The organism is Wolbachia endosymbiont (group B) of Cyclophora punctaria (assembly GCF_964028235.1).
In the GTDB taxonomy this organism is placed as follows: Bacteria; Pseudomonadota; Alphaproteobacteria; order Rickettsiales; family Anaplasmataceae; genus Wolbachia.
Genome location: NZ_OZ034749.1, coordinates 659351 through 685040, shown reverse-complemented (window position 1 = coordinate 685040; position 25690 = coordinate 659351). Strand labels below are relative to the sequence as shown.

General features: G+C 34.2%; 19 protein-coding genes and 4 pseudogenes. 11 read left to right on the top strand and 12 right to left on the bottom strand.

Annotation, left to right across the window (positions count from 1 at the left end; translation table 11 throughout):
• Positions 1-7: 7 nt before the first annotated feature.
• Positions 8-6850, bottom strand: a complete 6843-nt coding sequence (locus ABWU33_RS03230) for a latrotoxin-related protein (protein ID WP_353280996.1) — start codon at positions 6848-6850, stop codon at positions 8-10.
• 8 nt (positions 6851-6858) lie between these two features.
• Positions 6859-8379, bottom strand: coding sequence for a hypothetical protein (locus tag ABWU33_RS03225; RefSeq protein WP_353280994.1), 1521 nt, complete (start codon positions 8377-8379; stop codon positions 6859-6861).
• Positions 8380-8772: 393 nt separating this feature from the next.
• On the opposite strand from ABWU33_RS03225, the gene ABWU33_RS03220 reads away from it, so the two are divergent.
• Positions 8773-9792, top strand: a complete 1020-nt coding sequence (locus ABWU33_RS03220; protein WP_214303242.1) for an IS110 family transposase — start codon at positions 8773-8775, stop codon at positions 9790-9792.
• Between the two features lie 561 nt (positions 9793-10353).
• Here the strand turns inward: ABWU33_RS03220 and ABWU33_RS03215 are convergent.
• From ABWU33_RS03215 to ABWU33_RS03205, 3 genes and pseudogenes are all read right to left on the bottom strand, one after another.
• Positions 10354-10803: pseudogene (locus ABWU33_RS03215) on the bottom strand (transposase); the annotation flags it as partial.
• A 61-nt stretch (positions 10804-10864) separates the two neighbouring features.
• A complete protein-coding gene (gene tnpA / locus ABWU33_RS03210; RefSeq protein WP_265024376.1) occupies positions 10865-11302 on the bottom strand; it encodes an IS200/IS605 family transposase in 438 nt (145 codons plus the stop codon).
• Between the two features lie 84 nt (positions 11303-11386).
• Positions 11387-11893 (bottom strand): annotated as a pseudogene (locus ABWU33_RS03205) (IS110 family transposase); the annotation flags it as partial.
• Between the two features lie 210 nt (positions 11894-12103).
• Here ABWU33_RS03205 and ABWU33_RS03200 point away from each other — a divergent pair.
• The 9 genes from ABWU33_RS03200 to ABWU33_RS03160 all read left to right on the top strand — a co-directional run bounded on the left by ABWU33_RS03200 (position 12104) and on the right by ABWU33_RS03160 (position 18880).
• On the top strand, positions 12104-13264 hold the full coding sequence (locus ABWU33_RS03200; RefSeq protein WP_353280992.1) for a phage tail sheath subtilisin-like domain-containing protein: 1161 nt from the start codon (positions 12104-12106) through the stop codon (positions 13262-13264).
• Between the two features lie 17 nt (positions 13265-13281).
• The gene (locus ABWU33_RS03195; protein ID WP_262986552.1) at positions 13282-13788 is read left to right on the top strand and encodes a phage major tail tube protein; all 507 of its coding nucleotides are present in this window, start codon (positions 13282-13284) and stop codon (positions 13786-13788) included.
• A gap of 46 nt (positions 13789-13834) precedes the next feature.
• On the top strand, positions 13835-14092 hold the full coding sequence (locus tag ABWU33_RS03190; RefSeq protein ID WP_353280990.1) for a phage tail assembly protein: 258 nt from the start codon (positions 13835-13837) through the stop codon (positions 14090-14092).
• 109 nt (positions 14093-14201) lie between these two features.
• On the top strand, positions 14202-16505 hold the full coding sequence (locus ABWU33_RS03185; RefSeq protein ID WP_353280989.1) for a phage tail tape measure protein: 2304 nt from the start codon (positions 14202-14204) through the stop codon (positions 16503-16505).
• Between the two features lie 29 nt (positions 16506-16534).
• Complete coding sequence (locus tag ABWU33_RS03180; protein ID WP_230609191.1) at positions 16535-16882, top strand: phage tail protein; 348 nt, start codon at positions 16535-16537, stop codon at positions 16880-16882.
• A complete protein-coding gene (locus tag ABWU33_RS03175) occupies positions 16879-17088 on the top strand; it encodes a tail protein X (RefSeq protein ID WP_064085527.1) in 210 nt (69 codons plus the stop codon). Before ABWU33_RS03180 ends, ABWU33_RS03175 begins: the two co-directional genes overlap by 4 nt.
• Entirely contained in the window at positions 17089-18039 is a 951-nt protein-coding gene (locus tag ABWU33_RS03170) for a contractile injection system protein, VgrG/Pvc8 family (RefSeq protein ID WP_264374792.1), read from the top strand. It abuts the gene before it with no gap.
• A 33-nt stretch (positions 18040-18072) separates the two neighbouring features.
• Positions 18073-18603, top strand: a complete 531-nt coding sequence (locus tag ABWU33_RS03165; protein ID WP_230609188.1) for an ankyrin repeat domain-containing protein — start codon at positions 18073-18075, stop codon at positions 18601-18603.
• 67 nt (positions 18604-18670) lie between these two features.
• Positions 18671-18880, top strand: coding sequence for a hypothetical protein (locus ABWU33_RS03160; protein ID WP_264374793.1), 210 nt, complete (start codon positions 18671-18673; stop codon positions 18878-18880).
• Here ABWU33_RS03160 and ABWU33_RS03155 read toward each other — a convergent pair whose 3' ends face one another.
• Positions 18881-19378, bottom strand: coding sequence for a phospholipase D family protein (locus ABWU33_RS03155; protein ID WP_265024111.1), 498 nt, complete (start codon positions 19376-19378; stop codon positions 18881-18883).
• A gap of 62 nt (positions 19379-19440) precedes the next feature.
• Positions 19441-19878, bottom strand: coding sequence for an IS200/IS605 family transposase (gene tnpA, locus ABWU33_RS03150; protein WP_265024376.1), 438 nt, complete (start codon positions 19876-19878; stop codon positions 19441-19443).
• 114 nt (positions 19879-19992) lie between these two features.
• Between tnpA (ABWU33_RS03150) and ABWU33_RS03145 the strand changes: the two genes are divergently transcribed.
• Positions 19993-20910: a patatin-like phospholipase family protein gene (locus tag ABWU33_RS03145; protein WP_264374795.1), complete on the top strand. Its 918-nt coding sequence runs from the start codon at positions 19993-19995 to the stop codon at positions 20908-20910.
• A gap of 92 nt (positions 20911-21002) precedes the next feature.
• On the opposite strand, the gene ABWU33_RS03140 is transcribed toward ABWU33_RS03145, so the two are convergent.
• The 5 genes and pseudogenes from ABWU33_RS03140 to ABWU33_RS03120 all read right to left on the bottom strand — a co-directional run.
• Positions 21003-21896, bottom strand: a complete 894-nt coding sequence (locus ABWU33_RS03140; RefSeq protein ID WP_141456913.1) for a helix-turn-helix domain-containing protein — start codon at positions 21894-21896, stop codon at positions 21003-21005.
• 49 nt (positions 21897-21945) lie between these two features.
• Positions 21946-22863, bottom strand: coding sequence for a helix-turn-helix domain-containing protein (locus ABWU33_RS03135; RefSeq protein WP_141456911.1), 918 nt, complete (start codon positions 22861-22863; stop codon positions 21946-21948).
• Positions 22864-22948: 85 nt separating this feature from the next.
• Positions 22949-23695, bottom strand: a pseudogene (locus tag ABWU33_RS03130) (hypothetical protein); the annotation flags it as partial.
• Between the two features lie 365 nt (positions 23696-24060).
• A complete protein-coding gene (locus tag ABWU33_RS03125; RefSeq protein ID WP_141456909.1) occupies positions 24061-25029 on the bottom strand; it encodes a transposase in 969 nt (322 codons plus the stop codon).
• Positions 25030-25142: 113 nt separating this feature from the next.
• Positions 25143-25601 (bottom strand): annotated as a pseudogene (locus ABWU33_RS03120) (hypothetical protein); the annotation flags it as partial.
• Between the last annotated feature and the right edge of the window lie 89 nt (positions 25602-25690).

The window sequence follows — 25690 nt, the reverse complement described above, 5'->3', positions numbered from 1 at the left end:
TTATAACTTACCTATTGAGATTACCTCCAAGCTTGGTTACTCCTACATCAGAAAGACAAGTTGATACTTTGTCCTTTGAATGGCTGTGAACTGAAGCATTACTTAAATAACTTTGAGGCTCTAAACTTATCTGCTGTTTTTTTGTACCATCAACTAATCTACCATCTCTGTTGTGTAATATCTGCTCTATTGATTGATTTAGCAGACCCTTATTAAATTGAGCTATAAACTTTTCAAATTTCTTCGGACTTAATTTACCAGCTTCTTTACCAGAACATGCTTTCTCTACATATGAGTTGAAAATCCCCGAAATCTCATCAAATTTACCACTCATGATTTTTCCTGTAACTTCTTTCTGTATTTCAACAAAATCAATATTTAACCGATGCATTGATATGCCACTTTTTAATGCAGCTTGTTCTACTACTTTCTCAAATTCCTCTGTAATATTTAATGCATAGCCCTGCGCTTCCAGTAATGATACGTGCTGATCTGCTGTAGAAATGTATTTTTGACCTGTAACTTTTCTAATAAGCACATCAAGTAACATGATTGTGCCGTTTATATCTACTGGTGAATCAACTTGTGAGATTGGACTTGTAGTACTTGATACTCCGTCAGACAATGTAGGTTTAGAATCTAATAACCGACCTATTGAGGTTTTTACTGAACCGAACAAACTGTTTATCCATGAAGATAGTGCACTTGCTCTGCTTGTAGCTTTCTTATAGCACACCTCTTCTGCCTTATTCACTTTGATTTTTTTTCTATTTATTGCAGCAATCTCTATGCCACCTACTACCATAACCTCTACATCATCATATCCTACTGTAGGACTTTTTTCATCTATCATAGACTCAATTTTACCTACTATAGCTTTTCCTTCTATTCTAGCTTTTGTTGTCTTTTCAATAGGTGAATAACGATGACGGTTCCCTCTATGATAAGCATGTCTTTTATGATGACGTATATGCTTTGGTGCAACGTATTCATTTCTTCTTTCTGCCTTCTCTAAAAAGGAAATTATGTTTGTGAAACCTTTATCTCTTGCAATATCTAAAGGCTTCTTACTATTATTGTCACGAATATTAACATCAGCATTTTTAAAAATCAGAAGTTGTAACAAACTAAAATCATGATTATTTTGAACTAAATAACCCATTAGAAGGACAACGCGGTGCAAAGACGTCTTGCCCTGGGTATCCTGAGCATTAACATCAATACCACTGTTAAGCAGCAGCTCTACAATCTTTAACTTAGTATCTTTTAGGTTATTAACGCCGTTATCAACAAAACACTGAGAGATAGCAAGGTGCAGAAATGTCTCGCCGAAATCGTTTTTAGCATTGATAAGAGTATATCTATCATCCCTGTTTCTCATACCATCAAGAAGAGCTTCAAGCAAGTTCGACTTATTCTCCTGGATAGCTTTTCTTATAAGTGACTTTGCTTCTTCAGGCCCTGAGGTTTTTATTAGCTGAGAATACTGTTTCTGTTTTTCTTTATTAAAGTCCATTATAACATCTTGTGGATTGCAAGTAGAAGCTATACATTTTGAGTTAGAAACTATTGTATCATTAAAAGCAAACATCATTTCTCTTGCTGGTTGATAAGTATTCCAGTTCTCTACTTTTACAAGAGTGTTATTTTTATGTGATAGCAATAAGGTATCATTCATAACTTTCATATCGAAATCTAATATAGACTTACCTTTCAAATCAACTAAACCAATATCATTCTTATTAATAGGCTGATTATGATAAATCTGTAACCCTTGTTCATCTGGTTTATAATACCTGAAAGAACTAAAATCATCAGCTCTTTCTCCAAATTCTTCTGGTTCTATAATTCTATTGTTTAGTTCTATAGATAAATCCCAGTTTCTATGAACAAAAGAATAGTAATCTGATATTGATAATGCTCCTTTATCTGATAACAATAGCAAATCATTATTGAGTTTTAAAAAAAGCACCTTATCTGAATCAAATGTGAAACAATTATAATGATTTAACAGATCAGTACCATTAACGCTAAATCTTCCATCTATTTTTAAGCTATGAGAACAATAATCACGCTCTAGTTCACCATTCTGAAGTTTATAATATTTTTCCCTATCAAATGTTACCGTAACATCTTTATAATCTGGTAGCAGGGTTACATTTAGTCTACTTTTGTTAATCTTTATTTCTCCTTCATTATTCTCTGCAAATTGTATATCATTTAATGTGCTATTTAATTGACTAAAGTCTAATATACCATTTGCTTGAGCAATCGTAATATTAGCACTTTTTTCATCGAAAAGATAAAGATGGTTTATATTACTTGGAGCTTCCCAGTAAAAATTATGGTGCTCTTTATCAGGATAAAAAATATGATTACTAAAACTACCTATAGTACTACGATAATTAGTACTTGATAATTGCTTTGTAATATTAAAGTTCCGATTATCTATTGTTTGCAACTTATCTAACTCATCATCTAATATAACATCACTACCAACGCTTTTTGTTATTTGTAGACTTGCTACTGTTCCAGTATTACTCTCTACTTTCGTTGGAGTTACAAACAAACCATCTGCTGTTTTTATTAATGTCTGTTTATCTACACTTATAGAATCTCCACTTTTATTATAAATATTTGTTCTGTCGTTAACATGAGTTATTTTATCTATATCACTAAAATTTACCGGCAATAATACTAAGCCACTTCCGTGAATAGAATCACCAAAATAACCTTTTATTGTAGCAAAGTTTTTTGCTGTTATTATATCATTTCCACCCTTACCATCTACATAATCTGCATTAGAGAACTTTATATAATTAGTTCTATTACTGCCGATAATAGAATGTATGTTTATTGAATCTGTAGTAAGATTACCTTGTGTTATAACTATATTCTTTTGTCTATCTGCTCCTAAATCACAAGAGAACTTCCCTGCTATGTAAAAGAAATTTCTACCTGAGTTATACACCTTGCAACTATCTAATGACTTTTCAAAATAGTACCTATTTTCTACCTTACCTCTTCTACCTCGATCACCATTTAAAATATCCTTTTCTTGAAAAACAACATTAATATTAGCATTTTGAGCTGTTATATAGTATACGCTTCCATACCCACGGAAATTCTTATTTCTGTATATAACCGCATTATAACAGTCGCTAGGGTATTCTTGTAAAAACCACTTTTCAAATGTTCTATTTAGTAATACATTACTATGATCATATAAGTTATCACATCCTGAGCCAATTCCATTTACAACACAGTCAGTACAGGGAGGATTATCAATTTGTACTTTAATATCGCTATCGTGTGGTCCGCAAACGACACTATAACTTTCAATGTTCGTAGGAATCACTCTAGAATTAATATCACTGATATGAAATGGATATGTAACATTCGTATTGAATCCAAAATCAAACTTAGTATCAACTATTTTTGTGTTAGTACGACAATAAACTCTGAGGAGTTGTATTTCCCCATAAACACGCTTTTCCTTTGTAACCAATATATAAGGCAGCGACATAACTATTTTATCATAATTACCTTTATATTGGCTTATGAGCTTTAATACATATTGTTTATATATACTTTCTGCCTCTATATCATTTTCTATATAATCTGGTACTTTTTTACCAAGAAAGAAATCCCAATACAAATCATGCTTCTCCTGATCTGTAAGATTTATGTGCTCTTCCAATTTCTCTACCTCAAGCTCTGCTTCTACAAATTGCGATATAATAATAACAGCAACTGAAATAGCAGTACCAACTGGACCAGCAAATTCTCCCATTACTCCAGCTTCTATTCCTACGGCTGACATTGTCTCAGTAACAATCGCAGGTACATCTGCAGCTATAAAAATGGAGTTAGTTGCGATGTTTAGGTCAGCAATCTTTATATCTACAGGATTCGTTGCACTTTCCCGAGCTTTTATCGACTCTGCTAACCCTAAAAATGCTGCAAAGTTACCTATAGCAGGTCCCATAACTGGGGCAAACCCCTTTAGCATTTGAGAATCAAGTTTTTCTCCTAATCCTAATATTTTTCCAGAGATTTTCTCACCAATCTTTGGCATTACCCAGAGATTTAATGCATCATAACCTAGGCCTTCTACATCTCCATTTGCTATATGTTTACCAACTAAAAATACTGTAAAGGCAAAACCTGCACTTTCTGCTACTTTCCCTATTTTTTCTGCTACCCCATATCCTCTGAGAATATTTTTGATTTCTTCTTTATTTTCTTTCATCTCCTTTACAATATCCTTGATCTCTGGGTCTATTGAATTTAGATCTACATTTTTAACCTTTGCAATAAATGCTTCTTCAACATTTTGGTCTGTAGCTTCACCTCTAGAGATTCGTTCAGAAACTTTGAAAAGCTGATCATAAAACTCAATATTCTTTACTCTTTCCGCTACCTTGTTAGCATTAAACAACTCTTTAATACGTTGCTCTTTTTCTTCCTCTGTAATATTTTCTTCATCACGTGAGTCTATGCAGTACATGCCTATATTTCTTATTTTTCTTCTTTTAGCTTCTAAACATTCCATTTGAGGCCCAGTTTCAAGCCTTAGCCTTTTTCTTGCACCACCTCTTTCGGGAGAGCTAATCTCACCTTGAGATGTGGTATGATAGACTTCAATACTTTTTATGCTTGCTGTAATTAAATCTTTATCGGACCTACTAGATTGATTAAAAACCATGGCTAAAAACTTGGCTGTTCTCTTATCAGTAAAAGATCTAAGAACTTTATATTTGTCACTCATCTGTTTTTCTGCATGTCCTAATTTTTTCTTTACACTACTATTAGCACATTTTAATTCTATGATAATTGGTTCATCTTCCTCAATAGTAGATTCATCTCCTTGCAAATATGTAAAAGATAGCGCCAGGTCCATTTTCCCTAATGAAGATATATTAGATTCCACATACACTTTAATCTCTTTACCATCTTGCGTTTTTCCATTTATCAATAACCCGTGCATTATTGCTTGAAAGTCCACTTCTCTTTTTATTAATTCCTTAAAAGGCAATAAAGCTTCTACTAAAGGAGATAGTGACTCTTTTAACTTATTTCCCATCATCTCTTCATCTTTACTTTCCTTAAGCAAGTCTACAACATCAATTCCACGTAATTGTTCAATTAAGCTATTTACGTCAACATTCCCTATTCTTTCAAATTTACCCTTGTATCTATTTTTAGAGTTATGAGAGACTTCTTTTATATTTATATCCTGAAAATAAGACTTATCTTTTCTTTCTCCTACTTCAAACCCACCTAGGTTATTCTTTACTCCTGTGTTTATTATCAGGTCGATTTTAACTGCAGAATCAATATCCAGTTCATCAATTGGAGGAATTTTATTACTGTCAAATCTCTTTTGCCTTCTAAGTTCTCTTAATTCACCACTACGTTCTATAATATTTAATATTACTGCTCTATCTTCCCCTTGATTGAATAGTAGAAATGTAGTAGCCTCTCTTCCTATACTTCTATCTTCATTCTGATAAGTGAAAATATTTTTATCTATACTATCCATAGCTAAAATCTGTCCGAACACTAGTTTGCTTAAATAGTTTTTATCCTTACTTGGTATCAAGTGATATAAGTTCTTTAGTTCTGCCTTTAAATTTTCCTTTGCTTCATTGCCATCAAAATCTTTAGCACCTTCTAATAATTGATGCACAAAACCTTGGGATTGAAAAATCTTAGCTTGTTCTGTCTTTACTTCAGCATAACTAATTCCCACTATAACCGCCTCTTCTGCTTTAGTTCTAATGCTGAGGTTATACAAATAACCTTTGTTCTTGATCTGTGTTATAGCTTCATCAGCAGTATGACCTTCTCCTTTAAACTCAACAACTACTGGAACAGGTTTAGGATTTATCCTACCATTTGCATCTTTTGTACGTGACATAAGTATTAAATCTGCACGTCCGTTACCTGCAGCACGTTCAACATAACAATTAAGACCATAACGATATTTAAAATTTAATGCTAAAGTTCCATAAACAAACCCATGATATGCTGCTTCTGAGTTGCCCAGTGAAAACTTTCCCTGATTACTTTTGTATATTTCGGCCAGTTCAAGAAAAATTTCTCTAATACCAACTATTACTTGATCTATACTCTTATCAGAAAGCTGTTTAAATGCACCTTCAAGACTTGTAGACCGACCTATATTGATCTCCTCAAATTCACTAGTTTGAGATGGAGAAGACACCAAATCCTTAAATTTTTCTTTTACTCTATCTCTTTGTTCTCTATATAGTTCGAATGACAGGTTGCCTAAATCTTCTTCAGTACGCATATGAAACGAATACTCATTTATATCTGTGTTATCTATGTCAGAGATCTCTAGTGTTTTTGCTATCTCTTTAAGTTCATCATCATTATAACAATATTTCCGTTTTAAATCCCCATAACCTGTAATTTGATCATTTGTAAAAGCTCTAAGAACCACTTGTTTTCTTCCACTTTTTTCAAGAAAAAAGCATAGTTTTACAATGCTAATCTCATTTTTCAATCCCTCTACTTTCAAATTAGTACGCTTAATATACACCTTATTGATGCCAAGCTTTTCTACTAGACCACTATTAGGAAGGGTTAAAATCGATCCTAATATGCTATGAATAAAAAACTCAGGACTAGATGTTGAACCAATATTTGGAGTTTCACGAAGAAATAAACTAAACTTTTCAGCAAATCCCTTAGGTGCATCGAAATTTACTGAGAGAACAGGGTTACCCTTACTGTTACCTGGATTAATTGGTTCAGTGATTAATAATTCTATTAACTCAAGCTTGTGTTCAATATGTTTCGCTTCAGCTGTTGCTCTTGGCATTTTCTTATCTATTTCTTCATACTGTGTGTCACTTCCTCAAGTTCTATACTACGAAGTTTCTTTGCTGGACTACTTTCTTCTCCTTCTATTCCTCTCTTTTTATCATTTTCTTGAATAAGATTATCCAGTAATTGAAAAAACTTATCCCATTTATCTTTCCTCTTTGTAAATTCCTCTCTTGAACAACACCATGTTATACGTTCTTTAAATTCCTCCCTAAATTTTACCATTTCATTTTTTGATGATATACATTCTCGAATGAAGAACTCAATAAATCCCCCCCTATCACCATAAATCAAATCTTGGCAAATATCTTGCCCCCTACTACAAAAAATAAGCCTTTCTTTCTCTTTGGGAGTTGCATCTTGAAAGATCAGTTTGATATTTTCCACATCTTCAACCTTAAATAAGTCTAGTAATAATAACCCACCTGATCCGCATTTATCTATTACATGTTTTGTGTGAGTACTAGGACCTTTCTGCCAAAATATTCCAAAGAGCTTTTGATAATTGTAATCTTTATTACCATCTATCATCTTATTAACGATTACTCTCAATAAACAATCATAACCTTCTTCAGAAAGGAAAGCCCACATATGCTGCGCTGTTTCCATAAAAAAACTCTGCCATGGCCAATCCAAAAAGCACTTTAGCACTTCATAAGAGCAGCTCTTGAACACTTCCATTTGTTGTTCTCTATCCATTTCTGAAAGTAAAAAGCACAAAACATCAATATAATTCTCCCTGGAAAAATCTGTAAACTCACTAACACAGTCACAACGTCTTTTTGCCACATATTCTGCAGTTCTTACTAAGACCTTATCTTTTTCTTCAGGAGTTAACTTTTGTAGGAAATATCTGGTTGCTGCTTCATTGCCACTAACTGCTGAACGTCGAAATGCATACTCATAATGAGTAACACTATCATCTTGACAATATCTTCTTATTATATCGCCTAACTGAGCTGTTTCTTCTTCTATATGATGGGACCAGAACGATACTAGAGGTGATTCATTTATTCTTATTTTCCTAAGATCTTTTCCATAGAGTTTCCTACCACTGATTTGTTTCCATAGGGTGAGAATGTTATCTTCTAAACAATAAGTGCATGCTAATCTATAGCGCTTAGCAATATCTAAATTTTCATCTTGCACTAATATCTTTGCTGTTTTCTCTTTATCAATAGTGCCTTGTGGTGTCCAACAAAGCTTGCTTAAGCTTGCTCTAGCATCTTTGCCACCTAAAAGATTTTTATGATATTGTTTCCATATGAGTATCTGCCAACCTATTGCTTCAACAAAACTTGATAGTTCCTTTTTTAACAATTCTGGCAGCGGAAGTTTTAGTACCTTTTTTATCACTTCATCCTCTACCTTTTGCCATTCTCTTTTTCTTTCACTGACATTTAGGATTGGTGATGAGAAGTAAAACTTTGACGCTAAATCCCAGGCATCATCTTGATTCCATAACGTAATAGCTATTTCCACAAGAGCTTTATGCTTAAGTGATGGCATTAGAGTGTAATTCATTACCTAACCCGATTAAAATACTCAATATACTATGATTTTCTATCGGTTCAAGATAAAACACAGCTAAAAAATTGTGTAAAGTTTAACGGCACAAAAAAATTCTATTATCAACTATGTTTTTTAAAAATTTTTTATTGTGTAGTTTTGCAAATTATATGGGCAATAAAAACCCGTTTGTCATAGAAATAGGACTTTATGTCAAGCAGCTACTACGACAATTTCTGCTTAAGTCAATGAATATTGTGAATAAGTACTTTAAGTCTGTGTGAGCGTACATACTGTAATTGCTATTGAATGATGGAGAGACATACTCCATTATTTTAGCACGAAGTAACAAATTCAATGAATTAGTTCTTCAAGAATAATTTAAACTTTTACAGTAGGAGTAGTCTCATGAAACATTATAGCGGGTTAGATGTCTCACTCAAAGAAACTTTTATTAGTATCATTGATGAGAAAGGAAAAATTGTTAAAGAAGGGGTTGTTGCAAGTGAAAGCAGTGCAATAGCTGAGTTTCTGCTTGGTCAAAACAAAAAATACGAGTCCATAGGAATAGAAAGCGGGCAATTATCAATATCGATGTGCAAAGAGTTGAGGAATCTTGGATTACCAGTAACTTGTGTAGATGCAAGGCATATGGCAGCAGCATTATCTGCGAGAATCAATAAGAATGATAAAAATGATGCAAGAGGCATAGCACAAATGATGAGAGTTGGGCTATTTAAGGAGGTATTAGTAAAATCAGACGAAGCTTGTCAGGTTAAAATAATACTTGGAAGCAGAAGACAATTAATACGTTGCAGAGAGCAAATTGCGGGAACAATAAGGGGATTACTGAAAATATACGGGATAAAAGTTAATCAACGTCTTAGTTCTGCAAACTTTGCTTTAAAAGTGCAAGAAATGGTTAATAATCTAGATGAAATTAGCCAAACCTCAATTGAATCATTAGTACATAGTTTAGAAATAATAGAAGAATCAATAAGAAAACTTGATAAAATGCTCTCAGAACAAAGCAAAAAAGATGAGGATTGTAAATTATTAACTACTGTTCCAGGAGTTGGTATTATAGTAGCAATGACATATAAAGCTGCAATAGATGATCTGCATAGGTTTGAAACATCTTATACAGTTGGAGCCTATATGGGATTAAGTCCAAGACAGTACGCTTCTGGTGAGATTGATCGACACGGAAGTATATCAAAAATGGGACCAGTGGACTGTAGGAATATGTTATATGAAGCCGCGCAGGTCTTACTGGTAAAATGTAAAAGGACATTTAAATTAAGAAGCTGGGGATTGAAGCTTAAAAAGAAAAAGGGCATGAAAAAAGCAATTGTTGCAGTAGCAAGAAAATTAGCCGTGATTATGCATAAGATGCTAATCGATAGAAAAGAGTTTTGCTATCAATAAACACTAAAGAAGTATAAAACAATAATTTTACTGAAAGTAAAGATAGCAATGCCGATGGAAGGGATAAGCAAGAGGATAAGTTGAAGCATAGACTTCGTGGCGTACATGTTGCCGTCCACTTCCGCCTAACAAGTATAGTGCGGCTTGGCTACAATATGAATTAGCCATATTAGACCGCGGAGAGAACAATGGAAGCATGCTACTTTTAACTTATGTAAAATCATTAAGACTATAGAGGAAAAGAATGATACCTTAGTTTTTATAAGCTTAATGAATATGTGGATAAATACTTTAAGTTTGTGTGGACGTATTTATCCACATATTCATTGGCTACATAGTTTAAAAGAGATTAATTGGAAATTAGTGTTGATGTTTTTATTGCCAATAAAACCTCTTTTGATTGAATAAGATAATACAATAATAAATAAAAGGTTGTATTAGAGCTGAATTTTACATCAAAAAATATTTTTCATGATACAAAAAATTATTGTTGACTTTTATGCAATTAGAGAACTTATTCACAATATTCATTAACCCATTTCAGTTACTGCTGTGTAAATTTTAAATATGCAAATTAATTGCTTCTTTAAGCCTGGCATTGGCAATAACTATAATTTTACGCATTAGAGCTGTTATAGCTACCATCTTCTTCTTGCCACTTTCAACAAGCTTAGAATAAAAGGCACCAAGTGCAGATTTGGACTTTGCAGCAGCCATTGCAGCCGTAAAAAGCTTTCTACGGACATTACTTCTACCACCCGTTATTCTTCTGTAGCCAATAGTTTTTCCACTTTCTTTTGGATGCGGTGCAACTCCAGCGAGACTTGCAACTTCTTTTTTGTTTAAATGGCCAAGCTCTGGCATCAGACACACAAAGTCTTGAGATAATTTTATACCTATTCCTGGTACTGTTCTTATGATTTTTTGGCGCTTTTGTAACTCTGGATTTCCATCAATAATTTTTTGTATAGAATCGTTGAGTTCATTTATCTGATTGTTAAAAAACTCAACCACTATCGGCTGAGAGCCGAAAGGTTGGATATAGCGCTGGAAGCGCGGTGAGAAGCTAAAGCTACTCCAATCTTATACTAGATATAGAATGAGGCTGATGTGCATCTGTATGTTTATTGATGTACTCATTAATGACTTCATCTGTGATATGTCCGCTGGTAGCACTAAAGTATCCTCTTCCCCAAAAACGCTTTCCCCAGTACATTTTATTTAGCTCTGGAAATTCTTGTTGAATTTTGCGTGAAGACCTGCCTTTGGCTCTTTGAACAAAATCACTCACAGCTATATGAGGAGGTATTACTACGAATAAATGTAAATGATCTGATGATATTACTCCGTTTTCTATCTTAATCCCCATTTCTTCAGATACTTCTGCTATGATTGTTCGTATTCTCTCCTTCATAGCCTTAGTTAATACTCTGTACCGATATTTTGTAATCCAGACTATATGGTACCTATGATAAAATACAGTGTGTTTTCCTTTGTCATATTCCGTCATAACTATACTTTATAAAGTACAGTTATGACATTGACAAACTAAAGTTTCTCCACCTAGAAGGTGGAGGCTTGTACCATCTTATGGAAAGTCAACAGCCTTTTGGCAACTTTCTTTTATATAGTCGTTTTCAGGTGCTGCTAATCTACATTTCTCTTGAACTCTCATTTGCGTAATGTCATCACGACGTTGGCAAAGTGCGACTAAGGTTGTTTGTTCCTTTGACATAGGCACAAATAGAGATAGAGTACTATAGCGTTCAAATCCATATTGGGCAAGGGTTCTTGCATCTGATTGATCAGACTTTGCTAAAGTTCCATGAGATAAGGTAAAACTTTTTACTTTGCGAGTATTAGCTCGATGTATAGCAACATTCTTACCAACAAGAAAATGTGCTAAGCCAAGCTCATATTTTCCTGTATTTTCCAAAGTTACAAAAGCATTAGGTAGAATATTTGAAAATTCTTGAAACAATTGTTGCCAACCAGCAGAATTATTATCAAACTTGATAGTGTTCTTTTGGTTGTGCACTGCAGCAACATTTTTAAATTTTCCGATATCAATGCCAATAAAATTTTGATAAGATGTAATCATAATAATCTCCGATAGTTTAATTAATTTAAGGTTGTAAACGGGTGCATACATATGTCCCATGCAACTATTCAAACGTATCGAGAGATAGGGCTAGTGTACCTTGATAAAAACGGTTGTAAAACACCAACACGGAGACGGTAGCACATGCCCATAATAGCCCTATTCCTATAGTGAGTAGGGTTATCTTTCTCTCTTATTTATTTATATCATATGTTTAACTTACAACACGGAGTAAATGTTATTGAGGTAACCTCAGGAGCAAAAACAGTACGTACAGCTAAATCATCAGTGATAGGTGTAATTGGTACTGCACCTGAAGCTGATGAGCAAAAATTTCCACTGAATAAACCGGTACTGATAGCAGGAAGCTTAAAAGAAGCAGCAAGACTTGGAAAGAATGGAAGTTTACCTTCTGCAATAAACGGAATATTTTCCCAAATTGGTGCAACAGTAGTAGTTATTCGAGTTGAGGAAAGTGATCCAAAATTAAAAGAAGAAGAGACGCTGAAGAATATAATTGGCGGTGTTGATGAAGAAACCGGAGAATATCTGGGCGTACAAGCATTCCTTAGCAGTGAAAGCATAGTTCATGTTGCGCCAAGAATACTGATTGCACCTCAATTTACTCACCAATTACCAGAAGATGGCAAAAATCCGGTGGTTGGCGCTTTGATTCCTATAGCAGAAAAGCTGAGAAGCATAATAGTAGCAGATGGACCAAATACCAATGATGAAGAAGCAATAAAATGGCGAAAAAGCATCAGTAATTCAAGAGTTTACGTAGTTGATCCATGGGTTAAGGTGTTTGAAGGGGAAGAAAAACCGGCAAGCCCATTTGTAGCAGGTTTAATAGCTAAAATAGATAGCGAGCAAGGATTTTGGCACTCACCTTCAAATAAAGAGATAAATGGTATTGTTGGAACAAGCAGGCCTATTGATTTTACGCTCGGTAATACAAATTGTAGAGCAAACCATTTAAATGAAAATGAAGTAACAACGATAATTCATCAAAATGGCTATAGGCTTTGGGGAAATAGAACATGTTCAAATGACTCAAAATGGGCTTTTTTATCAGTGAGAAGGACTGCAGATTTAATTAATGATAGTTTACTTCGAGCTCATCTCTGGGCAGTTGATCGCAATATCACCAAAACTTACATAGATGATGTGATTGAGGGGGTGAATTCTTATCTTGCAAATTTGAAAGCTCAAGGAGCTATTATCAGTGGAAAATGTTATGCAACTCCAGAACTCAACACACCGGCAAACATTGCAAGCGGGAAAGTATATTTTGACTTTGAGTTTACACCACCGTATCCAGCAGAACAGATTACTTTTAGATCACACTTGATCAATAGCGAAGTACTGTAAGAAAAGGAGAAAAACAAATGTTACCGAAAATACTGAGAAATTTTAACGTATTTGTTGATGGTAGAGGCTATGCAGGAAAAATAGATGAAATAACTTTGCCGAAGCTTACCATAAAAACAGAGGAGTACCGTGCTGGTGGTATGGATATTCCAATAAATATTGATATGGGCATTGAGAAGCTTGAAGCAGATTTCACTTTTGCTGAATACGATACAGAGCTCTTTCGGCTATTTGGCTTGATAAATGGAAATTCGGTATCTTTGACGCTCCGTGGTGGAATGCAAGGGAGTGGTAGTAACGATATTGAAGCTGTAGTAATCAATCTCAGGGGAATATTCAAAGAATTTGACTTTGGTAGCTGGAAACCTGCTGAAAAAGCAACGCTAAAGTGTACTGTAGCTGCCCATTACTACAAACTTACTATAGGTGGTAATGAATTAATAGAAATCGATGCTGAAAATATGATTAGAAAGATAAATGGTGTTGATCAGATGGCCTTGCTGCAAACGGTTTTAGGTATTTAGGTTTAGTTTTAAAAAGATTTTAGAATTTTATTTTTTAGGAGAAAGTATGACAACAGTAAAACTTGATAATCCAATAACAGTTGATGGTATTTCTGTCTCAGAACTTACTGTTAGACGTCCAAAAGTTAGAGACTATTTGGCAATAGAACGCCTTAATGGTAGTGATCTGAGTAAGGAAGTAACTTTGACTGCCAATTTGACATCAGTTGCAAAAGAAGCAATTGAAGAGTTAGATATTGCTGATTATGTAAAAGTGCAAGAGGTATTAAAGGATTTTTTTTCACCAGTTATTCAAAGGACTTGAGGTCAGAAGTATTAATGTTCAGCTCTGTTGTAGGGGGCGGGGTTGAGCAAATACTTGAAATGGAAATTAATGAATTTATCCTATGGAATGAAGCAGCGAGGAAGGTACAATGTCAACGTTATCTATAAAAATTGGAGCAGTCCTAGATGGCAGCTTTAATACTGCAATAAAGGGAAGTAGCAGTCAGCTTACTCGTCTTGGTGAAAATATCAGACAGCTTGATTCATCTTTAAAATCAGTATCTAAATTTAAACAATTGGGTTCTGATGTATTTGCTGCCAAGAAATCCTGGAAAGGTTTCGAGGATCAGGTAAAATCCTTAGCTCAACAGATAAAAGCAGTGGAAAAACCAAGCAAAACTTTGAAAGCTGAATTTGATAAGGCTAAAATTTCTGCAACGAAAGCAAAAGATGCATATTTAAAAAAGAGAGATTCATTGCACTCATTAAATGAGGAAGTCAGAAAAAGTGGAAAAAATATTAAGTCCTTAGTGAGTGATCAATATAAACTTGGCTCGTCCATTGAAGTATTAAAGGGTAAATATAGTAAACTTGGGTCTGTAATACGTAGTCATCAGAGTTTTTTAGCAAGTAAGGCACATTTTAAGTCACAAATCATAGAGACAGTTGGGCTTGGACTCTCACTTGCAGCTCCAATTAAGGTTGCTATTGATTTTGAGAGTGCCATGGCTGATGTAAAGAAGGTGGTAAAATTTACAAAAGATAAAACCAAAGATGAAGCATCAGAATTTGCTCAAGAACTCAAAAAATTATCTCGTGAAATACCATTATCAGCTGCAGGATTAGCACAAATAGCTTCAAGTGGTGGCCAACTTGGTATTGCTAAAGATGATCTAATAAAATTTACAACAGTAGTTGCTAAAATGTCTACAGCATTTGATATGTCAGCGGAAGAAGCTGGTAATGCTATAGCAAAAATCTCTAATGTTTATGGGATTGGAGTTAACGATATGGAAAATGTAGGTAATATAATAAACCACTTATCAGATAACACTGCTGCTAAAGCAAAAGATATGGTTGAAGCTCTAGCAACAGTTGGTGGTACTGCAAAGCAGTTTGGATTAAAGTTTGAACAAACAAGCAGCTTAGTAAATGCTTTTATTAGTTTAGGTAAACAACCAGCAAAAGCTGCAACTGCTATAAATGCACTGCTTAGCAAACTTCAAACTGCTGAAGGTCAAGGAAAAGAATTCAAAGCAGCACTAGAAGAAATGGGCATAACCGCGGAAGAAATGGTACAAAGGATCAGTGAAAGCGGAGAAGAAGCACTACTTCACTTTTTTCAAACTCTAAAGAAAATGGATAATCAGGAGCGTTCTACAATCCTGATGAAACTTTTCGGTCAGGAATATCAAGATGATATTGCATTATTAGCTGGAAGTTTTAATAAGTATGAGGATGCAATAAAGTTACTGGCTAATACAGAAAAGTACGGAAGCTCTCTGCAAGAAGAATTCAAAAATCGTGCAGACACTACAGCTAATAAATTACAATTACTTAAAAATGCAATAGTTGAAGCTGGCATGAATCTAGGGTCAGTAATGTTACCTACCTTGAATTATGTAGCTGGAAGTTTGAAAACAATAACAGAGCATATAGCTTCTTTTGCAGAAAAATATCCAACTTTAACCACGACGATCATGGGTACTGTAGCAGCTTTGATAAGTTTAAAAATTGCAGCAGTAGGACTAGGATACGGATTTACATTGCTAGGAAGTACGATTTTTGGTCTGAAAGCAAACCTACTTGGAGTATTTTCATTTTTATCAGCTACAGTTTTTCCTGCAGTAGTAACAGGACTAAGAGCAATAACGCTTGCTGTAATGAGTAATCCTATAGGGCTTTTAATTGCTGGACTTGTTACTGGCGCAGCTCTTGTTATCACTAACTGGCAAAAGGTGAAAGACTTTTTCTCTAGCTTTTGGAAATCGATAATAAAACCCATAGAAGAAGCTTTTTCATGGATAGGGGAAAGTGTATTTGGAAAAGTATTAGGGAATAGCCCACTGAAAGAATTTGAAAAAAGAAAAACTGAAATAAAAGCAGTCCATACTCCCATAAAGAGTAATATTCTCAACAGTGGAAATCCTTTGCTAAGTAACAGTATAATTAAAGAATTTTCCAAGAGAAATCAGAATAATTTCAGAATCAAAAGCCTTATTGAGGAGAAAAAGTTTACAGAGAGCGATAATGATAAGATATTTGCAGATTTTGGAAGGAGTAAATTTGAAAATAAAGAACAAAATAAAACTCAGAACATCACTAATAATTACACTATCAGCATTAAAGCAGAGCCAAATCAAGATGTTCGTAGTCTTGCAGATGAAGTAATAAAAAGGATAAGAGAAAAATCACGTGATGTTTTATTTGATACAGTAGAGACGTTTTATTGATCAACTATGTTTTTAAAAATTTTTTATTTGTGTTATCTCTTGGTCCATATAAATTTACTCCGATAAGTTTGAAGTATAGTAAAGAAAATCGTTGGAGTGTAATTGAATGTATCGATAAAATGCCGTCACTACAAAATATTGGTCGAGGAGTGGAAAATGTAGATATAGAAGGAGTTATTTACCTTAATATTCTCAACAGAGTAAATCAATTAAAGAATATGAAAGAAGCTGAAAAACCGCATGTTTTAGTAGATAGTCTAGGTAATATTTTAGGACAATTCGTAATTACTAGGTTAGAAGAAAAGCAGATGTATTTTTTACCTAATGGACTACCAAGAAAAGTTGAATTTAGTTTGAGTTTGAAGAGCTATAGATGACTATATATTACTTAACTAAAGAAGGAGAAATGCTAGATCTGATTTGCTGGAAACATTATGGATTTACCGATGGAATAGTGGAGGAAGTATTGCTTAAAAATCCAGGCCTTGCAGAACATGGAAGTTTTTTACCGGTAGGACTAAAAATTAAATTGCCTGTAACAGAAAAACCTCTACAAAAGTCAAAATTAAAAGTATGGGAATAAATGCAGCCAGATTTTATAATAGATAAATGTGAATCAATTAGAGATAGAGTTATATCATTGCGCCTTACAGATGAATCTGGAACTATAGATGATGTAGTTGAAGTACATGTTGATTATAGGGATGAAAACACAGATGTTCCGAATGAATTAAATATCGCTCTAGGTTACAGAGAAACTGGAGTCTTACCAATGGGCATATATACAGTCAACGAAGTTACAATACAAAGTCCACCTAAGACTCTACTAATCAAAGCTCATGCAACAAATTTAAGACTATCATTAAAGGAGAAAGCATCTAAAGAATGGCATCAAATTACTCTAGGTAGCTTGGTTAAGGAAATAGCAGAAAAGCACGGATATGGGTGCAGAGTTGCAGAAGAATTTGAAAATGTGTTGATTCCATATATTAACCAAACAGAAGAAAGTGATATAAGTTTACTAACAAAAATAGCAATAGAACGCGAGGCAATGGCAAAGTTAGCTGGCGGATACATACTTTTTATTCCAAAAGGCAAAGCAAAGTCGGCAACTGGAAAAGCTTTAGGAACAATAGCTATTAGACCTCAAGACACAATAAATTGGAAGGTTCACTTTACCGTGAGTAGGTACAACTCAGTAATTGCAAAATGGCATAGCTATGAAAAAGGTGAAACTATATCAGAAATAGCTGGTTCTGGTAGTCCAAGTTATACTATACAAACGCTTTACTCTAATGTAGAATCAGCACTAAGTGCAGCAAATGCTAAGTTAAAACAACTAAAGCGAAATAATGCAGTATTGGATATCACTATCCCTGGTAATCCAGAACTATTTGCAGAGGCAAAACTTAGCTTGTTAGGGTTTCATCAAGATATAGACGGTGAATGGATAATTGACAGAGCAGAACACATGTTAGATGGTTCAGGTTATCGCACTATGTTATCAGCATCAACGTTAAGAAAAAATCAGTAAAACAAATGTTTAATATTGAAAAAGGTATTGAATATGAATAGAGACTCAAGAAATAAGCTACATTTTTGGTGGTTTATAGTAACAGTAGTATGTGTTATTATTACTTATTGCTATATGAAAGCAAAAGCTACAGATAATTATAAAACAATATTACAAATTGCATCTGAAAATTGTAACTTAGAGATTGTTAAATTCTCAGTAGAAAATTTGTTAGATACTAGCGTACAGATTAATAAGTTAACAGCATTACATCATGCATCTGATTCTGGGTGTCTAAGAATTGTTGAGTTTTTAGTGAAAGAAAAAGCAAATATAAATGCTACAGGTGGGTATATGGGATGGACAGCTTTGCACCATGCAGCAGATAAGGGACATTTGGAAATCGTTGAGTTTTTACTAAGCAAAGGAGCAAATCCTACAGCTACAGCCCAAGACGGAAGAAGACCTAGAAATATGGCTGTAGTGGAATCGCGACACAATAAAAATAACAAACATTACGATAAAATCATAAAGCTACTTGCTAAAGCAGAGGATCAATACGAATCAACAAAAAGTAATCACTAAAGCTGTAAGTTTTCTATAATCTGTATATAAACTTCTAAAACTATCCATAACAAGTTAATATTTTCACATGAAAAAGCAAAAAATCCCAATTACGGTAATTATTACCATATTAATCCAAACCGTAGCAATCATATGGTGGTTATCCAAGCTAGACTCAAGGGTACAATTTCACGATAAACTTATTGAATATGGTTTAATGGAAAAAGTATTAGTACTTGAGGAAAGGGTAAAAAATCTTTCTGAGGAATTGGATGAGCTTAAAGCTGATTTAAAGTAATTATTCTTCTACTTTTGGTGTATAAGGATCAGATTGAGATTGACGATCCTTCCAGTTTTCGATGTATTGCTCAACTAATGTAGGGTCTCCTGTTATAATCAGTAGATTCTCAGCGTTTTTTTTCTGCGCGGCGTCAGAGAAATTGAAAGATCCAGTTATGATTTTTTGCTCATCAATAATCATAATTTTACTGTGTGAAATTGCAGGTTTATAGTCTATGTATATTGGGATTTTTTGATGAAACAGTTCATTAATAACACTATACTTTGAGCTAACTTGCGATTCGTCGAGAATAACCATGACATCAACTCCACGCTTTTTAGCTTGAACTAAGGATTCAGCAATAGGCTTTGAGGTAAATTGGTATGCCTGAACCAACACGGATTTTTTAGCATGATCCACGGAATCAATTATTAGGTTGGTGCAATTTTCTCTAGGAGTGAAACATACAGTAGTACTTGGACAAGAAACACAACCTGATAAAAGCAAACAACTCAACCACTATCGGCTGAGAGCCGAAAGGTTGGATATAGCGCTGGAAGCGCGGTGAGAAGCTAAAGCTACTCCAATCTTATACTAGATATAGAATGAGGCTGATGTGCATCTGTATGTTTATTGATGTACTCATTAATGACTTCATCTGTGATATGTCCGCTGGTAGCACTAAAGTATCCTCTTCCCCAAAAACGCTTTCCCCAGTACATTTTATTTAGCTCTGGAAATTCTTGTTGAATTTTGCGTGAAGACCTGCCTTTGGCTCTTTGAACAAAATCACTCACAGCTATATGAGGAGGTATTACTACGAATAAATGTAAATGATCTGATGATATTACTCCGTTTTCTATCTTAATCCCCATTTCTTCAGATACTTCTGCTATGATTGTTCGTATTCTCTCCTTCATAGCCTTAGTTAATACTCTGTACCGATATTTTGTAATCCAGACTATATGGTACCTATGATAAAATACAGTGTGTTTTCCTTTGTCATATTCCGTCATAACTATACTTTATAAAGTACAGTTATGACATTGACAAACTAAAGTTTCTCCACCTAGAAGGTGGAGGCTTGTACCATCTTATGGAAAGTCAAAAAAATCAATAAATATCTAAACATGGCCAAATATATTCTTTCAGTTGACGGTGGAGGCATAAGGGGCATCATACCAGCCATTATACTAGCAGAAATAGAAAAAAGAACAAGAAGAACTATAGCTGAAATCTTTGATCTTATAGCAGGTACTTCAACCGGTGGAATTGTTGTAGCGGGATTATGTAGAAAAGATGAACGAGGAAATCCCCAATATTCAGCCAATGATTTAGTTGAGCTTTACCAAGAGTACGGAGCATATATTTTTAAGTCTTCATTTTTTAGGAGATCAATATTATCTTGGTTTAACTGCGCACAATACCCACATAAAAATATTGAATCTGTACTGGATAAATATTTTGGAGAGGATATTCTAAAAAACACATTAAGTAAGGTACTGATAACAAGTTATGATATTCACAATAATCGTCCATTTTTCTTTAAAAGCTGGAAAGAAGGTAATATTAAGCTGAAAGATGCACTCAGAGCTGCAACGGCTGCACCTACTTATTTCATGCCAAAACATCTCAAAATTAACCAGATAAAAAGAGTATTAGTGGATGGTGGGGTGTTTGCCAATAATCCAGCGGCTTGTGCATATGCAAGTGGTAAGAGGTTATTTCCAAATGATGATATTCTACTGTTATCAATAGGTACTGGAAGAAGAGATAGAAGCATAGCTAATTCAAGGAGATTTGGAAAGATAGGTTGGATAAAACCTCTGTTGAACGTAATGTTTGCCTCAAGTTTAGATGCAGTAAATTACCAACTTGATCAAGTTATAGCTGATAAATATATACGTATACAATCGCAACTAAAAATAGCATCACCTGACATGGATAATATTACATCAAAAAATATCAAATCTCTTCAGCAAGAAGCAAATGCAATGATAGAGGAAAATCAAAAAGTAGTCGATAAATTCTGTGATGTTTTATCTTGATACGTAGAAATGCCAAAAAAATTCTGCAGAGCTAAATAAGGGTTTAGAATAGATAATATATTAACCATTTTTACTTATATCTTAAACACAATTCAATTTTCACACTCATCGGCAGTTAGGCCACTTGCTCGCACAATAATATCAATAGCAACACCTTCCTTTGCTAGATTTTTTGCAACCTTGATCCTTTCTGTTTTTTTAACTTTTTCCTTGCCACTTTTCATATCTTCAGATAGAGATTTGACTAATGATTCTTGTTCTCCGTACTCATCCATTAAACTCAATAGCTTTTTGCTTTCTCTTGTTTTAGGCAGCAGAACTTTAATATTCACTGATAATTCCCCTGCTATTTCATATAATTTATCAAATGATATTTCAGTATATCCTTTTTCATATTCGTGTATTTCCTTGAGTGTTACACCAACTTTATCCGCCAAATCTTTTTGAGTATACCTTCTTATCAATCTCCATTCTCTTATTCTTTGCCCTACTCTGTAATATATAGAATCAGTGCAGATTTCTCTCTCTGTATTATCATACTCGTAAATAGATAAGCCGGTTGCTTGGGAAATTATGTCAACTGAAACTCCTTCTTTAACTAGATTTTTTGCTACTTCTAATCTTGCCTCCTCTTGATTGATTTTCTCGCTAATATGAACAAACCTGATTAATGAAGGTACTATTTTGCCTAACTTTTGATTCTCGTATATTTTCGTTAGATAGAGTATTTCCTCGTCTTCATAGCTGTCTTCCCTTACTATTACTGGTTCAGGTAATAAATCTACAACGTCAACTGATAATACTCTTGCTATTATATATAGTACTTCAATTGGAATAGGAATATACCCATCTTCATAGCTGTTTACTTCTTGGTATGTTAAACCTATTTGACTTGCTAATCCTATTTGAGTATGCCCTCGCATTAACCTACAATTTTCTATTCTTTGCCCTATTCCGTAACTAACATTGCTTGCAGAAACAAACATTTATCCTCCATTTAAGAAAAAAACTTTATTGCTATAATTTTTTTACGAGCTATCCATCTAAAACCATATCAATAGATAAACCTACCGCTTGCAAAATAGTATCAATAGAAATTCCCCCTTTTACTAGATCCTTTGCAACTTTAATCCTTTCTATCTCTCTCACTTTCCCCTCACAAATACGTATCCCTTCAAACAAAGATTTTATTAGTGCATGACGTAGTTCTTGGCTCTCAATTTCTTTGTATTCTTTAATCAAATTCGGTAGCTCATTTTCCACTTTACTACCTTCATCTTCCTCTGTTAGTAGATCTGTAATACTAATCGATAATGTTTCTGCTATCTCATATAATTTTCCCAGTGGAGTAGCTACGCGTCCTTGTTCATAGTTGCTTATTTCGTCACGTGTTGTACTCATTTTCTCCGCTAAATCCTTTTGAGTATACTCTCTCACTAGTCTCCATTCCTTTATCTTTTTGCCTATTTGGTAGTAGATAGAACCAACTTTTTCTTCAACACATTCATCAGCAGACAGACCAATTGTTTTTGCAACAATATCAACAGAAACTCCTGCTTTAACCAGACTCTTTGCAATTTTTATTTTTTCCGATTTTCTACTACTTTTCTCACTAACTTGGACAAATTTGGTTAGCAAACAAAACATCTTACGTAACTCCTGATCGTTAATCTTTTTATATTCTCTTACTAGATTTAATATTTCTTCTTCATCTTCAAGACAGCTTTTTGATACAGGAATAAGATCCGTAATACTGATTGATAGTGCCTCAGTTATAGCATACAACCTTTCAATTGGAACTCTACGATTCCCTTTCTCATATTGCAATATCACCCAGTATTTTACACCAATTTTCTCTGCTAAATCTTTCTGAGTGTACCCTCGCTCTAACCTCCAACTTTTTAATTTTTCTCCCACTTTATAATCTAGACTTCTTTCCACGCAAAGAACCATATATAATATTTTCTACTATAGCTCAAAGGCTCCAGATATAATGGTAAAAAAAACCTCTGGAACCTTAAAGTTGCCTGTAGACGCATTAAAGTTCCCGAAAGGTTTCTTTACTACCTCCACATACCCTATTTACCCATGAAGACGGAGACAATACTTCATCATTGCTAATCTCTTTTATAGCATACTTTTCACTCCATATGCCACATCTAGTGAAATTACCTTTCTCTACTGCTTCTTGAAGTTTTACTCCCCCAAAAAGGCAGTTTTTTCCTATTTCTTCGTCTCTTTTTTGTAACTCAGCCCACATTTCCTTATTTTCTACTCTCACTTGCACCTGATCTGCCTCTTGGTACAACACAATATTTAGCTTACCAATGCTCGTAGGAAATTCTAACATGACAGAGCTGCCATCTGAAATATCGGTATAGTTTCTTATACCTCCCTTCTCACTTTTAACTTCAACTGCATCATTACCAATTTTTAAGATATTACTTCCTAACTTTCTGTTTGCTTCCAGTATTTTGGCTACCTCTACCTTACTATTCCCAGAAAATTCTATATACGATGTTGTATTATCTATCTCAACATCTATTAATTCTCCTTCTTGCACAGCATTTTCGCCAGCTTCCTCTAGCTCTTCTAGTTGCTTATCTATCTGTGGCTGAACTTCTGGCTGTAGCTCATTATAGATTTCACCTATCAGTTTATTCTGCAGTAGAGTATCATGAAACTCTGCACCACTTAGCATTAATTTACGTATTAGCTTTTTACGATCAGCCTTATCAAATTTATGAAAATGTGTGCCCAGTATCACATATTCCGCGAAGCTTGTATCTTTATAATGTAAGGTATTAGAGCTAAAATATCTTATAGGAGAGGGTGAAGCCGTAGCGAAGCTAATGCCAGTAAGGCCGTAGTGGAGATACTGTCTTTATTGTCAACAAGTTATTTAGCTATAAAACAACAAAAAATTTATCTGCATTTTCTATAAATTAGTGTAACTGTGGATAAATACTTTAAGTGTGTGTGGACGTATTTATCCACAGTTATAGGACCATATCTTCTTAATCTTCTGAGAATAGTTTTACAAAGTACAGAGCTCAGTTAAAATCAAAATGATACATATTATAACTCAAAGTACATGTTAAATTACATCCTAAACAGTTGAGCATAAGATCCAAGCTTTTACTGTCAAAATTATCTCACTAAATTACCATTGAATGGTTGATCATTTTTAAGAATACCAAAAAATACATGCATTAGTTTTCTCATTAAAGCAACAATTATAACCTTTGGACATTTTCCTTTACTTGCTAAACGCTGACAAAACTTTTGAAAGTAAGAATTATGATTCTTGACTACTATAGCTGGCATATAAAGAGCTTTGCGAATACGCTCAGATCCTATTTTACATATTCGACTTTTTTTACTTACGGATGATCCTGATTGATAATGTTCTGGGTTTAGACCAGCAAAAGCTGTGAATTGTCTGGCATTATCAAAATTATCAACTGATGGCATTTCTGCAACAACAGCAACAGCTGTAAGATGTCCTACGCCTTTTATAGTCTTGATCTTTTCTGTTATATTTTTTAGATGCAAATGGTTATTAACATGTTCATTAATTTCTTTCTCTAGAGCAGCAGTTTGTGTGTCTATTGTAGCAATGACCTCAAGTATTGCTTGTTTACAATGGGAATCCGTATTTTTATTTTCCAAGCGATTCATCTGTTGTAGCTTGTCATCTTTAAATGCTTGCAAACAACGATAAAGGTCTCTTAAACGCCTAACTTCGGGAGGAGCAGGTTTCCAAAGATTAGGTTTGTTAGCAATACAAAACCTAGCAATCATGGCAGCATCTGACTTATCTGTTTTGTTTCTAAGTAGCTCACTTCTGCCAAAAGCTTTGATTTGGGCTGGGTTTACCACACTTACATTATGCTCCAAGTCATACATAAAATTAACTATATCTTCACTATAACAACCGGTTGCTTCGAGACACAGATGAATAAGTTCTGCTCCATGATGATTGCACCAAGCCACAAGCTTTTCAAAACCATCATGATTATTTTGAAAGACTTTGTACCGTTCTTTGTTGCCTACCAATAAACAAACATCAAATTTCTTTTTAGAAATGTCCACACCTAAAACAGCATTTGCTTGCATAAAATTGCCTCCAAGACTATAAATTAGGTTGAGAGTTTAGACTAACCTTGTAAATACGGGATATAATTCCAAAGATACTGTTCAGTCTTTTAACCCTATTGAGAGGGAGAGCAAAATCTCCACTCTCCATCATTACATGCATTTAGCCTTGCTCCAGCAGCTAGTGCTTCGTCTACAACCTTGTGCAGTTCATTTGGACTTTTTGCTCTTACCACAGCACTCTTAAACCAGCTCAACTTTTCTGCACTTGGCTTTATTTTTTTCAAAGCTGAAGCAAATGGATTTTTATCTTCTTGATCACTTACAGGTTTTGTACCATATATGTAGTCAAGTCCTTTCCCATAGTTGATTTTGTTTTCGCGAACTTCTCTACCAGGGAAAGGTACTACTTCTTTATCTACAAGCTTTTTAGCCTTATTAATTTTGCTTACAAAAGTAGGCTGCTGGCTAGTACGACCAATTCCTACAATAGCATTTAACATCTCACCTTTTGACAATTTATCAAGATCAACGTTTAACTCGTAGATACCTCCTTCCTTATCACCAAAAGGTACGATTATTTTATTACCCATATTACCTCCACTATTAAAAATACTTTTTAAGCGTACAATAAACTTTATTATTATACATTATATTACTCATTATAAATTATAGTGAGTAG

What these genes read in the sequence shown, in the direction of transcription:
- ABWU33_RS03230 (WP_353280996.1), bottom strand. Translation starts at nt 6,850, where the DNA reads ATGCCAAGAGCAACAGCTGAAGCGAAACATATTGAACACAAGCTTGAG.
- ABWU33_RS03225 (WP_353280994.1), bottom strand. Translation starts at nt 8,379, where the DNA reads ATGAATTACACTCTAATGCCATCACTTAAGCATAAAGCTCTTGTGGAA.
- ABWU33_RS03220 (WP_214303242.1), top strand. Translation starts at nt 8,773, where the DNA reads ATGAAACATTATAGCGGGTTAGATGTCTCACTCAAAGAAACTTTTATT.
- tnpA (WP_265024376.1), bottom strand. Translation starts at nt 11,302, where the DNA reads ATGACGGAATATGACAAAGGAAAACACACTGTATTTTATCATAGGTAC.
- ABWU33_RS03200 (WP_353280992.1), top strand. Translation starts at nt 12,104, where the DNA reads ATGTTTAACTTACAACACGGAGTAAATGTTATTGAGGTAACCTCAGGA.
- ABWU33_RS03195 (WP_262986552.1), top strand. Translation starts at nt 13,282, where the DNA reads ATGTTACCGAAAATACTGAGAAATTTTAACGTATTTGTTGATGGTAGA.
- ABWU33_RS03190 (WP_353280990.1), top strand. Translation starts at nt 13,835, where the DNA reads ATGACAACAGTAAAACTTGATAATCCAATAACAGTTGATGGTATTTCT.
- ABWU33_RS03185 (WP_353280989.1), top strand. Translation starts at nt 14,202, where the DNA reads ATGTCAACGTTATCTATAAAAATTGGAGCAGTCCTAGATGGCAGCTTT.
- ABWU33_RS03175 (WP_064085527.1), top strand. Translation starts at nt 16,879, where the DNA reads ATGACTATATATTACTTAACTAAAGAAGGAGAAATGCTAGATCTGATT.
- ABWU33_RS03170 (WP_264374792.1), top strand. Translation starts at nt 17,089, where the DNA reads ATGCAGCCAGATTTTATAATAGATAAATGTGAATCAATTAGAGATAGA.
- ABWU33_RS03165 (WP_230609188.1), top strand. Translation starts at nt 18,073, where the DNA reads ATGAATAGAGACTCAAGAAATAAGCTACATTTTTGGTGGTTTATAGTA.
- ABWU33_RS03160 (WP_264374793.1), top strand. Translation starts at nt 18,671, where the DNA reads ATGAAAAAGCAAAAAATCCCAATTACGGTAATTATTACCATATTAATC.
- tnpA (WP_265024376.1), bottom strand. Translation starts at nt 19,878, where the DNA reads ATGACGGAATATGACAAAGGAAAACACACTGTATTTTATCATAGGTAC.
- ABWU33_RS03145 (WP_264374795.1), top strand. Translation starts at nt 19,993, where the DNA reads ATGGCCAAATATATTCTTTCAGTTGACGGTGGAGGCATAAGGGGCATC.
- ABWU33_RS03140 (WP_141456913.1), bottom strand. Translation starts at nt 21,896, where the DNA reads ATGTTTGTTTCTGCAAGCAATGTTAGTTACGGAATAGGGCAAAGAATA.
- ABWU33_RS03135 (WP_141456911.1), bottom strand. Translation starts at nt 22,863, where the DNA reads ATGGTTCTTTGCGTGGAAAGAAGTCTAGATTATAAAGTGGGAGAAAAA.
- ABWU33_RS03125 (WP_141456909.1), bottom strand. Translation starts at nt 25,029, where the DNA reads ATGCAAGCAAATGCTGTTTTAGGTGTGGACATTTCTAAAAAGAAATTT.